Genomic DNA, 15156 nt, shown 5'->3' on the forward strand with positions numbered 1-15156 from the left:
CGTTTTAGTTAAATTCGACTTTGATCCATTTTTCGCTCTGATCTCGCCTGTTGAATTACGCTCAATCCTGAACTCACACCGAGATAAGCAATAATAAAAGCGACCAATAAATCTGGATAGACGGTTCCTGTTCCCCAAACACTTGCTGCAGCGAAAATTACCGCAATATTTGCGATCGCATCATTACGGCTACACAACCATACGGAACGCATATTGGCATCACCATCTCGAAATGTATAAAGCATGATGGCAACAAATACGTTAACCAGTAATGCCAATATCCCAATAGCTCCCATTAGCATAGGTTCAGGTATCACACCTATCCACCATGACCAAATCACTTTAATGATCACAAAGATACCAAAAGCAGCCATTGTGATTCCTTTCAGTAAAGCTGCCGTTGCTCGCCAATACAAACTCATAGAAAGCACAATTAATGAAATAGCATAGTTTGCAGCATCTCCTGCAAAATCTAGTGCATCAGCCCATAAAGACACAGATTGTGCATGCGCTCCTCCGATGATTTCTACAAAAAACATAAGTGCATTTAAAATTAATGCGATCCATAATGCCTTTCTAAACTTAGGACTCATTGTTTTTGCTGGGGAACACGCTGTATTACAACCACATCCTGCCATGACTTTTCTCTAAGAATCTTTTATAGTGATTAAAAACCCTTGAGTAGCTCTAGAGTCAAGCATAATGAATTTTACAATTGGGCAATTATCTAAAAAGTCAGGTGTTTCAATAGATACCATTCGTTATTATGAAAAGATTGGATTACTTGAAAAAGCAAAACGTACAGCAGGAAATTATCGACATTATTCTGAAGAGATACTTTCAGAACTTTTATTTTTAAAACATTGCCGCGAATTGGGCATAACCCTGCAAGATATTCAAAAGTTGAAAGAGTTATCAACTCATCCCAACCAAACCTGTATCGAAGTTGATCACTTGATTGATCAATACCTTAATGAAGTTTCTCAAAAGATTCAAAATTTAGAGCACCTCAAGCAAGACTTTATTCAACTGAAACAACAATGCTCTCAACACCGCACGATAGAACAATGCGGAATTTTAAAAGGATTACATCAGCCACTAGAATGTGATCTCACATTACATCAACATAAAAAAGCATCACAATCGTGATGCCTTTGAAATGCTTTAAATTCAGTCGTGATGTTCACCAGGAGGAACTTCAGTAATTCTGCCACCACGAGCGAGGAACGCAGCCACTTCGTCTTCCAAAGCCTGACGCTGCTTCTGTTTAGCAGTCACGGTTAGCGTTTCAGCTTCAGCTAGATCAGCATCATCAATCGTTGCTTCTTCACTATCTGCACCGCTTTCTGCTGCTTTCGCCTCTTCATCGTCTACAGCAGAGTCTTCAGTATTTTCATCGTAATCATTAATTTCCGTCATATTACTCTCCCCACAATGACTAAATCTTCATCATCGTTATTTGGTCATCAGAACTTTGTGAAATGTAACAAGCTCTTCTCATTTATCAAAGTAGAATGTTTAACAAATTGTACTTTTAACGACCAAATTCACTCTGATTTATAAATGATTGTATAAAAAATATCTACTATTTTTTAGCAAGCGTAGCGTGTGTGTTGCAATGCACCCAATCCATTCGCTTGTTGCATAAAGCGATCCTTGAGTACTTCAAATTGTTCGACTTGCTTTAATCCAAAGTTCCTTGCCCAAACAAATGGAAATAGCTCTGAACTTTCTAACCACCCGATTGCTGACATACTGTGCATCATGGCATCGTTTTGACCTTTACGTTGATGTTCATAGCGAAGCAAAGTTTGCTCATTTGCCCATACACCACGTTTTAAATCATGCAATAAAACATCACATAAAACTGCTGCGTCTAAGCAACCGATATTTACGCCCTGACCTGCCAAAGGATGGATGACATGTGCAGCATCTCCAATCAAAGCTAAACCAGATTTGATATAACGCTGAGCTGCTCTTGCTTTAAGTGGGAATTGTGCTCTTGATCTTACATCGATCACTTCACCCAACATTTGCAAACTTTCACGTGTCAGTAATTGCATAAACTCCTGATCTGATAACTTCGAATATTCATCCGCATAATCATCAGGCAGAGTCCATACAATTGATTGCCAGTAGCCATTTTCTTGTTGATCTAAGCTTGCCATAGGTAGAAATGCAAGTGGACCAGTAGGTAGAAAAATTTGGCGTGCGACATATTGATTCGGTTGTGTCGTTTTAATCGCACAACTGATTGCGGCTTGTTTGTAGTCTAAAATATCTAAATCAATATAAGCTTGCTCACGTACAAATGAGTTTGCACCATCAGCACCGATCAATAACTTAGTTTTGAGGATCGTGCCATCGGCGAGTTGAATCGACCAACCTTTTGCAATTTGCTCAATGCGAATAACTTTTACTTGGGTACGGTAATCTTTGAGCTGCTGTAACATTTTTTGCTGTATCGCAATATTCAAAACACTTGGCTCAACCATTGAACCTAAAGCTTGATCTGCACGAGGTTGCTCTTCGGAAGCATGTCCAAAATTTATTTCACCATAACCAATTTTATTCCAGACTTGCATACCTGAATATGGCATTTGTCGTGCTAAATCATTCCAAACATCAACTGTCTTTAGTAGATGAATCGTTGCTTGACTTAAAGCCAACACACGTGGATTCATCACGGCTAAAGTTTTGTCTTGATCAAGCACTGGTGCAGCATCCAATACTGTTGCTTGCACACCACCTTGTGCTAGCAACAACGCTGTTAAACCACCGACTAATCCACCACCAACAATGACGACATCTAACATTTCACTCATGCTTTTAGCCCCATCGCATAATTAGCAACCAAAGGCTTAATACCAGGAATCACATCAAATGCAATCAATCCTGTGTTTCTTATTAATTTAAGAAGCGGATTTTGATTACTAAAACCACGCACCACTGAATCACAGAACTTAATCACACGCTGCTGATCTGTTAAACGTGCTTGCTCATAAGCCAATAAATTATCAGGATGACCAATATCATCAGACTTCGCTAACTGTTCTAGTAAATAACGAACCAATACATCAGCATCACGTAAACAAAGGTTAAAGCCTTGCCCTGCAACAGGATGTATTGTGTGCGCTGCATTACCCATGAGAACTACACGACCAACCGCCTGCTTGTGAGCCAGAACTTGTGACAATGGATAGCTAAAACGTTTACCCGTTTTTTCAAATTTACCCGCACGATCGCCATAAGTTTCTTGTAGAGCATCTAAGATGTGCTGATCATTTTCTTCACCCAACCATTCAGCTTCAGTACCTTTTTTAACTGGCCAAACGACAGAACGACGATATTCACCAGGTAAAGGTAATAACGCCAATGGTCCTAATGCGCTAAAACGCTCAAAACCAACCTGTTGATGAGGTTTAGAGGTTTGAACCGTTGTGACAATCGCAACTTGGTCATAATCATGTTCATCCACGCCCACACCAATTGCTTGACGACAGAAAGAATCACGACCATCTGCTGCGATCACTAACTTTGATTTGAGCGAGTGTATATATTCACCATTACGCATGGCTTCAATGTGAACCTCATCTGCATCTTGTATCAGTGACGTCACTTGTACCCCATCAATTAATTCAATCAGAGGCTGCTGACGAACTTGGGTGAGTAATACTCGACCTAACCACGCATTTTCAATTACTTGCCCAAAGCTTTCTACTTTCTCTTGTTCTGCGACTAGTCGTGCTTTACCAAAGCTACCCTGCTCTGTGATATGCACTTGTAAAATTGGGGTCGCATGCTGTTGTAATGCATCCCACAATCCTAACTTTTGATAAATTTGCACGCTACGGCGTGACAAAGCGGTGTTACGCGCATCAAAACTTGAGTGATATGGAGCTAGATTTTCGTCATCGTAATTTGGATATTTCACAGCTTCTAATAGCTTTACGGCAATATTAGATTTTGCCAACATTAAAGCAAGGCTGAGTCCAACCATACCCCCACCGACAATGATGACTTGTTGCTGCATAATATTATTCCTTATCAGTTTTTCATGACTTGATGTTAAGGGTCTGTTGATATTTTATCTATGGTTGCGTTATAGGCTAAAACAACTTAAACGAGGCATGAAACGTAGGCAATGGCAACTCCTTGTCAAGTTTCATAACAACGTTTAAGGAAGTTTTAGCCATAACCCTGTGGGACAGGGATTTTTTTTGTCGCTACTGCGTTATGGCTTATTTATTTAGAATGACTAAATTTCATAAGCCATGCCTTGTATCATCTAAAAAATATCCACTGTCGCAAGCATTTATGAAATATCTACTGACCCTAGCCTATCTTACTCTAACTCAAATTGGGATTGGAATTTGTACTTTGTTTGGTCTGTGTTTTATTTTAATTCGACAAATAAAAAAGGCTTATCCTAGAATAAGCCTTTAGATCAATATTTCAGACTTAACTAGCCATTAATTGCTCAATTTCTTCAACAGTTTTCACTACATTCTTAGTCAAAACCAACGGTCCATTTTCAGTGACTACAATATCATCTTCGATACGAATCCCAATACCACGCCATTTCGCATCAACGGTTTCATCATCGGGTGCGACGTATAAACCAGGCTCAACGGTGACTACCATACCTGCTTCATAAGCACGCCAGTCTTCGCCATGCTTATAAGCACCAACATCATGCACATCCATACCAAGCCAATGCCCAGTGCCATGCATAAAGAATTGACGGAATGCTTCACTTTCAACCAACTCATTTACATTACCGCTAAGTAAGCCAAGATCAACCAAACCTTGAGTTAAAATTTTTACAGCGACTTCATGTGGATATTTGTAGTGATTGCCGATACGTGTTGCATCAATCGCAGCTAGTTGTGCATCTAATACAATATTGTAAAGTGCTTTTTGCTCAGGACTGAACTTACCATTGACTGGGAAAGTACGAGTGATATCAGATGCATAGAATTCATATTCACAAGCAGCATCTATTAAAACCAAATCACCATCTTTTAATGGTTTATTGTTTTCTACGTAATGCAAAATGCATGCATTCTCTCCACCACCGACAATACTATTGTAGGCTGGTACACAACCATTTTTACCAAAAATATAATTGAGTTCTGCTTCAAGTGCATACTCCATCATTTCTGGTTTCACTGATTGCATAGCACGTGTATGTGCATCTGCACTGATATTTGATGCGATCTGCATTAGCTCGATTTCTTGCGCTGATTTTTTCAGACGCATCTCATCTATAAGTCGATCAAGCTGAATAACCTCTGCTGGAGAGGTTGATCCACGACGTTGTTGAGCATCAGCTTTTTGAATCCATTGACTTACTCTGGCATCAAACTCAGCTTGATGACCAATTCGAAAATACAGACGATCTTTATTTAAGAGCTTAGCAATGATTTCCGGATCCAATAAATCTATTGCAAATGCTTCATCTGCACCATAGATTTCAACAGCCCCTTCCACACCAGCACGGTAACCATTCCAAATCTCCATTTCGCGATTACGCTCTCGGCAAAATAAGGAATAACGATACGTTTCACCTTCAGCGAAGGTTTCCAAAACCGCAACTGCTTCAGGTTCAGCAAAACCAGTTAAATAATAAAAACTACTGTCAGCTCGATATTTATAGTCTGCATCGCGATTGCGGTACATTTCTGCACGTGTCGCAATAATAGCAACACTATTTGCACCCATTTTCTGAGCTAAATGATCACGGCGTTGTTTAAAATCAGCTTGAGTTAGTTTCATATTATCCTGCAGCTTGAAAGTCCCTCTAAAAAGTAAGAGGGATTTATTAGGGAGATTTAATACCGCATTAACTCGGACGATGCGGTGTAAACATTTCTACAATAGTTTGTGGATCAGCTGTGCTTTCTTGATTTCTGCTTTTGGCATGAAAGTTTTTTAAGAGTGAACTTTCACTAACAGAAATCTTTTTGCGACCAATCGATAAGCTCACTGGAATTAAACGAACAAACTCGTATAACTCTTCATAGCTTGCTTCACCTTCGTCATCATTATCTGAATCTTCAAACTCTACTGCTGCAACATCTTGTAAGTGTTCAATGAGTTCTTGTTCATCAGCACGAATATGTCCCGATGCTAAACCAAAGCCTAGAACCACACCAGCACACCAATCTGCCAAAGCTTGAACTCGATCAACAAGTAGATGACTATCATCTGGCAACATCGGCAAATAATCTAACTCATCGTCAGACAAGGCATGAGAAACATCTTCGCTTTCGTCAGTTAAGCTTTCTAATGCCTCTTCCGATAATGCAGGAACATTTAAAGTATTTAAAATTTGTGACCATTCGTCTTTGGTTGGTGCTTGTGTGACACAAACTATACCTGTGAGTAATCCATGTAACTCACTTGGACTTGAAATCTCTTCAATCCCATCAAAATGGGCATTCCAATCCGTCCAACCTGAAATATCGTCTTGCATTCGTTTATCCAATCTCTATACTGCTGTATATATTACCTTTGATTGCAACTCTGTGCGACCTCGTTATGTTAGAACAATTACAGCGTCTACAAGCGCATATTGGTGTTTTAAAAACACGTTTACATCATTTAGAGCGCGAAAACACTTCGCTCACTGAAGCTAAAGCTTTAGCTGAAACAGAACATCATGCACAAATCGTGCAAAAAAATAGCATCATCACGCAAAAGCAGGACGAAGTTGATAACTTAACTGAACAATTAACTCAGTTACAAGATCAATTTAAGCAGCTGAATCAAGATGCAACAACACTTGCTGAACGCTATAGCCGCTTGGAAAAAAGTACCACTGACTTAAAAAATCGCTTTCAAGAGATTTTGGCAGAGCGTAATGATTTACGTGTGACTAAAGAGAAGCTCCAAGCGCAACAACGTCATAGCCAGCAAGAAATCCAAGATCTTCAGCAAGATCGTGATCGTTTATTGCAAAAAAATGAGCTTGCAAAATCAAAAGTTGAAGCAATTATTCAGCGTCTTGCCATCCTAGGTACTGCGCAAGATCATCATGCACAAGAAATTCAGCAACTTGCTCACCCGAATGCTGAACTACAAGAGGAAAACTGATCATGAGTGAACAAGTGACAGTAGAACTTCGTTTAATTGAACAGACTTTTCGCTTAAATACCACTGAAGATAAACGTGAAGAATTAGAGCGTGCAGCTGAACTACTGAATCAAAAGTTTCAGGATATGCGACGTAACGCTCCTCGTGTAGAACACAATAAGTTAGTCATTATGGTTGCCTTACAGATGGCACAAGATGTGTTTAGTTTGAATAAATCTTTGCAGGAATATGCTCACTGTGAACGCCTACTTCAAACCATCTTGGAAGATGTCGAACAAACTGTTGAGTAAAATTGCACAAAGCCCCATCAATTAGTAAGTATCTTTACAGATATGTGATCTGCAAGGATTGTCATCGTGTAAAGATCAGTTATACTAAAACTGTCTCTAGGGTGTTCGCCAGTACGTCTAGTCCCCTGCCGATACTTAAATTTATGGATGTGTCCTGTACATTTTGAGTGTATGCCTGCCTCGAGTAGGAAACCCAGTAAGTGTACGTCACCTCCACCTTGAACTCATCGGGTTCAGGGTAACGACCATGCAGCGGCACCTCTGGAGCATTACTTTTCTAATGGTTCTCACCAAAAGAAAATTCAATTTATAATCCCCTCTCAATCAAAACGTTTTTTATTTTTATAACCTTCAAAACTCTTGTTATTTTTAGTACATTTCAAATTAAAAAAACCATAGCACATGCGATATGTACTATGGCGTTATCAGTTCAAAATTTTAAGATCTATTCATCGTTCAAGGCACATTCATAGTGACTTGGCGCTTGTGAACAACGAACCTGTTTCAGCAACTTCATCATATCTGGATCGTAATAGCCTTCTTTAGTCATTTGGATACGTGCTTCACGCATGAGACGAACATAACCAGGCTTATCACTTTCATTTAGTGTTAACCAATATTTACTTGGAATTTTAGCTTCCAATTTATCGACAAATTCAAATGCTGGATTGAGCTGTTTAGAAATGACCTCACGCGCAATTGATCCCATTCCTGCTGGGAATTTATTGCGATGCATGATCAATGTGCCTGTCACTTGAATGACAGGGAAGTTGATAATCCCACCAACAACTTTGCCAGACTTATCACTCATCCCTTTATGTAACTCAAGTGGTTCAAACAATATCGCAGGTCCAGCCATAATATCGACTTCTTTATTGTTGAATTTACCACCGACACTCACTAGATCTACCGAAATAGGTTGAGCACCTACATTTTGAACTAATTTCTTTTGGGTTTCATCGAATTGGAATACAGCAATCTTTTTACCTGCAGCTTTAGCTAGAGTATTAATATTTCGATCGTTGACCATAATATAAGCAGCACCTAATGGTACTACCCCGACAACCTCATAGTCTTTGTTCACCATCTTTTCATCAAACTTTGGATTTGCTAAAACTTGGATCACTGCGCTCAATTGTTTGTATGTTTGTAGTGCACCAATTGCATCAATACTTCCAACAAATTTATTAAATTGTTTCGCTCGTAGATTACTAATACCTGCACCATCACAGCGTTTACTACGGAAATCTTCGGTTAAAACAGCTTCATTGGTATAAACCTTTAGGTTCACCAATGTAGATGCTGTTTTTTTAAGTTTAGGATAATCAAAATCCAGTTTAAATTGTAAATGCGAAGGACGAGCAACCTTCATATTGACACCAAACTGCTTGGCGACGTTTACCATTCTTGGAATTTCAGTGATATAGCTGGTTGCTTGTTCAAATGCTTCACTATGCTCACCATTCGGCGAATACACACATAAAGTGACCTGTTTAGGAATCTGCTGCCAAGTTTTAGGGTCATTGAGTAGTTTTTTAACTTTATTCTGCGAATGAGTTGAAAGCGTTAGATCTAACTTCCCTTCAGGAGCAGCGTAGGTTGGACTCATCATGGTGAATGACGAGACCAACATTCCTGAGATAAGAATTGATTTAATTGACATCCTGCACTTATTTTTTTGGATTAAACGGTCCATTTTTAGCTATTTCCCAATAGTTTTTATTCAAGTTAAGGTCATTAAATCAAAATAGAATTGACTGCTTTTACTTAGATGATGTCAATTAAGTCAAGAAAAGTATAAAAACTCTCATTATTTGATAATAGTCTATATTTTATCGAAGTTTATAGAATACGAGAGACAATATTTATCCGACTAAAACAATCTAAAACCAGCTTCTATACCTTAGTAAAATCCCAAATCGACTTTTCCAAACAACATAAAGTATGAAAAATCTAGAATTAATCCAACGAGTTTTCTTTAACTAAAAATCAAATATCAAACATATTACAAGTTTGGATTCAGTTGAATTGGTAACTCCACTTGCATTCGTAGAATTAAATCACAGAGATAAATAAGCCGTAAAATTGACTCAACATTGATTTTAGACTCGGCTAAAAGTGATGTGATTTGCTTTGCAAGTATGTTCATTCCTGCATCTAATGCCAACTGACGTTGTTGTTGCAATGTTTCGATCTGTGATGAACTCAGCATCATACGCCCAGAGCAACTAAGACTAAGTAATACATCAAAAATTGGTTCACACACTTTTTGACTTAAACTCATTTGAATAGATGAAAATTTTGCTCTCTGTTGTTGTTTCATCATTAAGAGTTGTTCAATCCGTCCAACGATACTTTCTTTCAAAGTTTTTTTTGATTCAGTGAATTGATCAAAATCTAGGTTAAACAAGCGAGTTTTTTCATTTTGCATGATCAATAAACTGATTGGCGATAACACCAAGGTATGTCCTTTAATCTGGCAATATACAAAAACAGAGTTGATTTGAGTTTTTTGATTACACAAGTGTTCGAGCTGCCGAATTTTTTCTATTTCTGACGTTTTCCAATCTAAACGTAAATGTATCGCTGATTGATTCTGATCATAGACCGTCCACCACAAACATTGCTCAATTTCATCAACTTGAGGATTGTCATAGCTAGAAATATTAAGCATTACTGTTTGATCAACACCTTCAATACTTTGTAATTGTTGCTGCCAACGTTGCTGTAGTTTGTGCCAATTATCAAATCCGATGTGTTGATAAATACTAAAATCCTGAAGATCTTTTAAGCTATTAAGTGGTAAGGCTCGACTTTGTCCTGAAGCAGATAAACGATCATCCTCAGAAAATCGTGGCTGTTGTAATCGTACTTTTTTTTGCATGAGTTGTTGAGCTGTCATCATCCAAATGCTTTGCTGAGACCATGCATTGTAACGATTAAAGTTCGGATCATTATTTTCAGTACGCGCTAGTGTCACCTCAAAAATTTGAGGGTTTTCTTGCTCTGAGAAATATAAAGTTATTCCTCTAGCACCACCCAATGTTCGCCACCAACGTGCGCCTAAAGGTAAAAGTTCTAAATCTATTTGTTGCTGATCTACTTCATATTGACGACGTGATTTACCTCTTAAGCGAACTAAAGCCTCACCCTCAGCATGTTCTAACTGGTAAAGATACGCATTGATTTGAGCTAAATATAATAATGTTTCGTGTTCAGAACTATGTTCATCACGATTTAAAAGTCTACTGACCTGACCACTCAGTTGCCTTAACATTGCAGCCAAACGAGGTAACGACTCACTTCTAGCAGACATATTCAGTAGATGTAATTGTCGTGCAGTCATTTCATTTACATGCGATAAACCAAACTCAATCAACTGAGCAAGATCATCTTTTAATTCAATAATAAATTGACCTTCACTCTCACTCAGAACTGCGGGATTCTCTGTCTCATTGAGTTCCAACTCAGTCCAGAATTTTCCTTGAACTCTCTGTACTTCACTTAAAGCAGCTAGATAATATGCTGACTGATCCTTTTCTAAATTTGACAGCATTCCAGCAAAACCAGCCCCTGCCACATAAATAATGTCTTCAGCCAGACTCTTGATACGAATTTTTAAACTGTATTCTTCTTCAAATAATTCTGTTTGTTGTTCTTTTTGCCAAAGCCGAGCGAGTTTGATGGCTTTTTGAGTTTGAGCTTTGCCTATTTTCTTGGCGATTTGGTTGAGATCAACTCTCAATATTTCTTCGATCAGATTGGATTGGAAATTATTTTCAAGTTGTTCAACTAATTCAACAGTCGTACTTTGAATATCCTCAGCTGAGTCTGTTGTTAGATTTTCGATTGGTTGCTGAACTGAATTTTGTAAATGTTGTTGCAGATATAAAACGGCTGCGACAATGTGCTTACAAGCACCTGTTGCAGGGCAACTACATGATGCATTGACTAAACCTGCCGATGATAAACCAACCTGTTGACCATCACTCTCAATGGTGATCTGTTCAGATTGCTCGGTTTTTAAAATAACCTTTCTTGCCTCAATATCTTTTAAGGCACGGCGAACTAAACCTGCATTTGCATAAGTGGAAAGGCTGTCTTGATCATAAGCCAAATATTGGTGTTGCCAGCTCATTGCATCACCTCCGCCATCCATTCAGCAAAATGTTCAGGGGTGAGCGCTGCAACAGACATGCCCCTCTCATTCAGTTTTTGTGCCATTTGAATATCATAGACCGGGTTAGCTTGTTCATCTAAAGCAGCTAAGCCCAATAACTTTACGTGTTGACTTTGCAAGCGACTAATCGCATTGAGTAAATGTGCTACAGAACCACCTTCTTCAAAATCGCTTATTAAGGTAAAAATCGTGCGATTTGGTTGTGTGATAAAACGTTCGCAATAATTCACCGCTTTGGCAATGTCTGTGCCACCACCAAGCTGAACAGTCAATAGCACTTCAACGGGGTCATGTGCCATATGAGATAAATCAACAATATTGGTATCAAATAATACGAGATGTACTTTTACAGCAGGTAAACTTGCGAGAATGCTGGCACAAATCGCACTGTACATGACAGAATTCATCATTGAACCACTTTGGTCCACGCACAACACGACAGTCCAAGGTAAATGACGTTGTACCCGCGCATTGAAGAATGGTTGTTGAATAATGAGCTTATTTAAATCAGCGTTATAGTGTTTTAAATTTTCCCGAATCGTACGTCGCCAGTCAAAGTTCTGACTATTCGCAATCAAAGAACGGCGAAAACGATTGCGTCGACCATGAATCGCATTGATAAAGTTAGGTTTTAATCGTGCAACGATTTGCTCTACTACGGTTTGAATAATCTCTCGGACAGCATCTCGAGTTTGTGCATTCATTCGCCCACGCATCGTCAATAAGGCTTTAGCAAGTTGAGGTGTAGGTTCTAAACTTTTTAAGCTTTGCGGATCTTTGAGTAATGCATCTAATTGGTAGCGTTCAACTGCTTGAGTTTGAATACGTTCAAAAGTACTTTGCGGAAATAATTTTCGCGCTTGATTGAGCCAATTAATTGCAGTGAGCTGTGAGTCATCTAATGAGCCATGACGAGACTCCCCTGCAACATGACCACGTTGTTCATACTCACGGTTGTATAAATAATCGAGAGTACGTTCCAAACGTAATTGTTCTGCATCAAGCTGTACCTGATCCAAAGCTCGATCACTATAGCGACCCAAAATCAACCGCCAACGCGCTGCAAGGTTATTAGAGTTTGAATCATTCATTATACTAACCAACCTTGTAAATTTCGCTCGATCAAAAACTCTTGCAGTTGTTGATTTAATTGAACACCTTGTAGCATTTCAGCTTGTGAAACCTCACTGATATATTGAGAGATATCCAAACTTGAAACATCATTCAGCTGCGCGATCTTCTCAGCAAAAGCCGCTGTTTCTTTCGGTTTAAAATGAGTAAATGCTTGGCGTAAATCAGGCAGAATCGCCACAAAAGCAGCCTCATCCCATTTTAATAACAGTTGATTCAGTAGTTGTGCTATTGCAGGATAACGCAATAATAATTCAGGTGCGCTTTGCATCATTCCAGATAGATAGGCAACTGCATGTTCAGGGTTAGCACCTAAACCAAAATGTCGCTGAACTGATTGTTGTAAATCCTGTTCAGTCAAATCACCATCAATAAAACGTAAGGCATCAACCGCACCCGCTAACACATCTAGCTTTTGCCAGTCCGTATTTAATCGTGCTAAAGCATTATAAAATTGTGCTAGGAAATTTAGCTCACCACCCACTACACGATTTATCTGCTTAGACAAATTGCGTAATTGCAAAACTTGATTCAGAATTTGCTGTTGTTGGTCTGCTGGTGGCGTTGCCAACTGAGACAATAAAAATAATGCTGTGGGAATGACTTGCTGCATCAGTGCTTTAAGTTCAGGTTGTTGCTGAAAAGCTAAGAAATCTTTGCCTGTCCATAAATTTAATAATTTTTGTCCACATTGAATCACCGAATCCAAATCAGGATCAGTGGGTAAGAATTGTTGAACTTCAGCAAACAGAATTGGAATTTGTTTGTGCAATCCCATCAATGCTGCTCGAATTAAAAGCTGTACTGCAAGATGTGATGACCTTCCTTGTCCTGTTTGAGAAAAAGTCTGTTTGATATGCAAGAGTTTTTGTACTGCAACAGTATTTAACTCACTTCCTAACTCGGATAATTCAATCAACTGGGCTTCAACATGGGGTGTCCATGCATAATCCCATTCTTCAAATAATAAATGTAAGCGCCCACCACCTAAGAAATCTGGGCCACTCACTGACTTGGCAAATCCCACTTGCAAGAAATCAAGTAAATGTAGAAAACGACTGCGCAAACGATGTTTTTGATTACGAAAGACATCCAGTTTTGCGCGTTTGGTCGTCGTTTCATCCAATTTAAAACGATGAACTTTTGCTAGATCATAGACTTGAGCTAACAATGGTGGTGTCTGTGTGGATTGCACCACTTGTCCTAGACGTGCACCACCCAGAATTTGCTTCAATAGGCTTTGAAATGCTTGTTGTCCCTCATCTAAACTGCCTTTGACAAAACTACTTTGACAGGCATCAATCAAATCAAAACGACTAATTAAATGATGTCCTCTTAAAGTCGCTAATCTAATCGCCTGTTCAGTCGCATTTTTAACCGTAATAAAACTGCTTTTTAAAATCTGCTGTTCGCGTAATTGCGTAGAAAAATCAGACAGTGACTCAACGATTAAGGCTTGTCGCTGTTGAGCATCATCAAAGGGTTTCTCCATCATATGTTGCCAGCAACGTTGATAAAATGCAGGTGATGGCATACCAGAAGCATAACCATTTAAAGCATCAAGACGATCAAAACTATAACGAATCAACCATGCTTGGTCATCTTGATCTGCTGACTTCATTTTTTTAATTTTCTTAGGTTTCTCAACCAGTAAATGTGCTGCCAATTGCTCAATTAAGGCCAAGGTGTGAAAACCACCAGTGAGGATACAAATGGTACCTTTGTTATTTGCATAGCATTCTAAGATGCTTTGCAGCATGCATTGTTCTCGGATTAAAGAAGCATCGGCTTCTAAAACACTATCCTCGTAATCTAAACGAGACATAGCACACCAAACGAGCACCTCATGGAAAAAGCTTTGCCAATCATGCATCTCCAGCTTTGGCTTTAACTCAAATAAGTGATCCCAAAGTTCATCATGATTTCGACAGTGCAACTTCTGTGCTAGGGTTTGTAAATACTGACTATGAGCCAAATAGCGCTCTTGCTGTAAGCTTCGACTTTGCCAAGTTTGTTTGGTGATTGTCTTTAATTCATGATCAATCTGACTTGTCCACGCTAAATCAATAAACTCAACCTGAGCATCAATTTCTGGCGCATATCGCAGCGCAACCCATTCAGGTGAATAATCGCAAAATGGATAATAAGCAGTACGGGTTTGTTTCTGTTCCGTCTTTTCATCAGTAGCAGCATTACTCTTTGCTTCGATGATTTCGGTTTGACACAGCACAGCCAGTGGTGGCTGACTATCTGGATGCTGTAAATCTGCAATTAAGCGATTAAATGAACGTGGTGCTTCAATCAATACATGCTTAGGCTGCAATTGCTGCAACGATTGTAAAACCGCATAAGCACACGCTGGGCTATGATGGCGAATCGGTAAAAAATGAATACCTTTATCTGCCAAAGCCTTTTGCTGTTGTAATGCTAGTTGTAAGCGTTGTGGTATCGTCATAT

Annotated in this window: 13 protein-coding genes and 1 other RNA gene; 4 read left to right on the top strand and 10 right to left on the bottom strand. The window is 39.0% G+C overall.

Features of this window, described 5'->3' with window-relative positions:
* Nucleotides 1-8 precede the first annotated feature (8 nt).
* Nucleotides 9-638 (bottom strand): cation transporter, encoded by a 630-nt coding sequence (locus ACSC97_RS06345; RefSeq protein WP_042890838.1) that lies wholly within the window; start codon nt 636-638, stop codon nt 9-11.
* 61 nt (nt 639-699) lie between these two features.
* On the opposite strand from ACSC97_RS06345, the gene ACSC97_RS06350 reads away from it, so the two are divergent.
* Nucleotides 700-1149 carry a MerR family transcriptional regulator gene (locus tag ACSC97_RS06350; protein WP_171053783.1) on the top strand — a complete coding sequence of 150 codons (450 nt, stop codon included), beginning with the start codon at nt 700-702 and terminating at the stop codon, nt 1147-1149.
* A gap of 21 nt (nt 1150-1170) precedes the next feature.
* On the opposite strand, the gene ACSC97_RS06355 is transcribed toward ACSC97_RS06350, so the two are convergent.
* The 5 genes from ACSC97_RS06355 to ACSC97_RS06375 form a co-directional block, all read right to left on the bottom strand.
* The gene (locus ACSC97_RS06355; protein WP_004912421.1) at nt 1171-1419 is read right to left on the bottom strand and encodes a hypothetical protein; all 249 of its coding nucleotides are present in this window, start codon (nt 1417-1419) and stop codon (nt 1171-1173) included.
* Nucleotides 1420-1592: 173 nt separating this feature from the next.
* Nucleotides 1593-2825 carry an FAD-dependent monooxygenase gene (locus ACSC97_RS06360; RefSeq protein ID WP_436659961.1) on the bottom strand — a complete coding sequence of 411 codons (1233 nt, stop codon included), beginning with the start codon at nt 2823-2825 and terminating at the stop codon, nt 1593-1595.
* Nucleotides 2822-4033 (bottom strand): 2-octaprenyl-6-methoxyphenyl hydroxylase, encoded by a 1212-nt coding sequence (gene ubiH / locus ACSC97_RS06365; protein ID WP_436659963.1) that lies wholly within the window; start codon nt 4031-4033, stop codon nt 2822-2824. The genes ACSC97_RS06360 and ubiH overlap by 4 nt, the downstream gene beginning before the upstream one ends.
* Before the next feature lie 428 nt (nt 4034-4461).
* On the bottom strand, nt 4462-5778 hold the full coding sequence (pepP, locus tag ACSC97_RS06370) for a Xaa-Pro aminopeptidase (protein ID WP_436659965.1): 1317 nt from the start codon (nt 5776-5778) through the stop codon (nt 4462-4464).
* Between the two features lie 67 nt (nt 5779-5845).
* Complete coding sequence (locus ACSC97_RS06375; protein WP_004912433.1) at nt 5846-6478, bottom strand: UPF0149 family protein; 633 nt, start codon at nt 6476-6478, stop codon at nt 5846-5848.
* A 65-nt stretch (nt 6479-6543) separates the two neighbouring features.
* Here ACSC97_RS06375 and ACSC97_RS06380 point away from each other — a divergent pair, with 65 nt between their 5' ends.
* The 3 genes from ACSC97_RS06380 to ssrS all read left to right on the top strand — a co-directional run bounded on the left by ACSC97_RS06380 (nt 6544) and on the right by ssrS (nt 7660).
* Nucleotides 6544-7098, top strand: coding sequence for a hypothetical protein (locus tag ACSC97_RS06380; protein ID WP_042890824.1), 555 nt, complete (start codon nt 6544-6546; stop codon nt 7096-7098).
* A gap of 2 nt (nt 7099-7100) precedes the next feature.
* Entirely contained in the window at nt 7101-7388 is a 288-nt protein-coding gene (locus tag ACSC97_RS06385; RefSeq protein WP_004912439.1) for a cell division protein ZapA, read from the top strand.
* 90 nt (nt 7389-7478) lie between these two features.
* Nucleotides 7479-7660: non-coding RNA, 6S RNA (gene ssrS / locus ACSC97_RS06390), on the top strand.
* Nucleotides 7661-7833: 173 nt separating this feature from the next.
* On the opposite strand, the gene ACSC97_RS06395 is transcribed toward ssrS, so the two are convergent.
* The 4 genes from ACSC97_RS06395 to ACSC97_RS06410 all read right to left on the bottom strand — a co-directional run bounded on the left by ACSC97_RS06395 (nt 7834) and on the right by ACSC97_RS06410 (nt 15154).
* Nucleotides 7834-9072: a putative solute-binding protein gene (locus ACSC97_RS06395; RefSeq protein WP_436659978.1), complete on the bottom strand. Its 1239-nt coding sequence runs from the start codon at nt 9070-9072 to the stop codon at nt 7834-7836.
* 321 nt (nt 9073-9393) lie between these two features.
* Nucleotides 9394-11526, bottom strand: coding sequence for an SWIM zinc finger family protein (locus ACSC97_RS06400; protein ID WP_436659968.1), 2133 nt, complete (start codon nt 11524-11526; stop codon nt 9394-9396).
* A complete protein-coding gene (locus ACSC97_RS06405) occupies nt 11523-12659 on the bottom strand; it encodes a VWA domain-containing protein (protein ID WP_075696682.1) in 1137 nt (378 codons plus the stop codon). Before ACSC97_RS06405 ends, ACSC97_RS06400 begins: the two co-directional genes overlap by 4 nt.
* Nucleotides 12659-15154 carry a DUF5682 family protein gene (locus tag ACSC97_RS06410; RefSeq protein ID WP_436659971.1) on the bottom strand — a complete coding sequence of 832 codons (2496 nt, stop codon included), beginning with the start codon at nt 15152-15154 and terminating at the stop codon, nt 12659-12661. Before ACSC97_RS06410 ends, ACSC97_RS06405 begins: the two co-directional genes overlap by 1 nt.
* Nucleotides 15155-15156: the final 2 nt, after the last annotated feature.

The sequence above is a fragment of the Acinetobacter sp. P1(2025) genome (assembly GCF_051390655.1).
Classification (GTDB): domain Bacteria; phylum Pseudomonadota; class Gammaproteobacteria; order Pseudomonadales; family Moraxellaceae; genus Acinetobacter; species Acinetobacter junii.

Excerpts from the sequence above, each read along its gene's own strand:
- ACSC97_RS06345 (WP_042890838.1), bottom strand. The coding sequence starts at position 638 with ATGGCAGGATGTGGTTGTAATACAGCGTGTTCCCCAGCAAAAACAATG.
- ACSC97_RS06410 (WP_436659971.1), bottom strand. The coding sequence starts at position 15,154 with ATGACGATACCACAACGCTTACAACTAGCATTACAACAGCAAAAGGCT.
- pepP (WP_436659965.1), bottom strand. The coding sequence starts at position 5,778 with ATGAAACTAACTCAAGCTGATTTTAAACAACGCCGTGATCATTTAGCT.
- ACSC97_RS06385 (WP_004912439.1), top strand. The coding sequence starts at position 7,101 with ATGAGTGAACAAGTGACAGTAGAACTTCGTTTAATTGAACAGACTTTT.
- ACSC97_RS06405 (WP_075696682.1), bottom strand. The coding sequence starts at position 12,659 with ATGAATGATTCAAACTCTAATAACCTTGCAGCGCGTTGGCGGTTGATT.
- ubiH (WP_436659963.1), bottom strand. The coding sequence starts at position 4,033 with ATGCAGCAACAAGTCATCATTGTCGGTGGGGGTATGGTTGGACTCAGC.
- ACSC97_RS06400 (WP_436659968.1), bottom strand. The coding sequence starts at position 11,526 with ATGAGCTGGCAACACCAATATTTGGCTTATGATCAAGACAGCCTTTCC.
- ACSC97_RS06360 (WP_436659961.1), bottom strand. The coding sequence starts at position 2,825 with ATGAGTGAAATGTTAGATGTCGTCATTGTTGGTGGTGGATTAGTCGGT.
- ACSC97_RS06355 (WP_004912421.1), bottom strand. The coding sequence starts at position 1,419 with ATGACGGAAATTAATGATTACGATGAAAATACTGAAGACTCTGCTGTA.
- ACSC97_RS06380 (WP_042890824.1), top strand. The coding sequence starts at position 6,544 with ATGTTAGAACAATTACAGCGTCTACAAGCGCATATTGGTGTTTTAAAA.
- ACSC97_RS06375 (WP_004912433.1), bottom strand. The coding sequence starts at position 6,478 with ATGCAAGACGATATTTCAGGTTGGACGGATTGGAATGCCCATTTTGAT.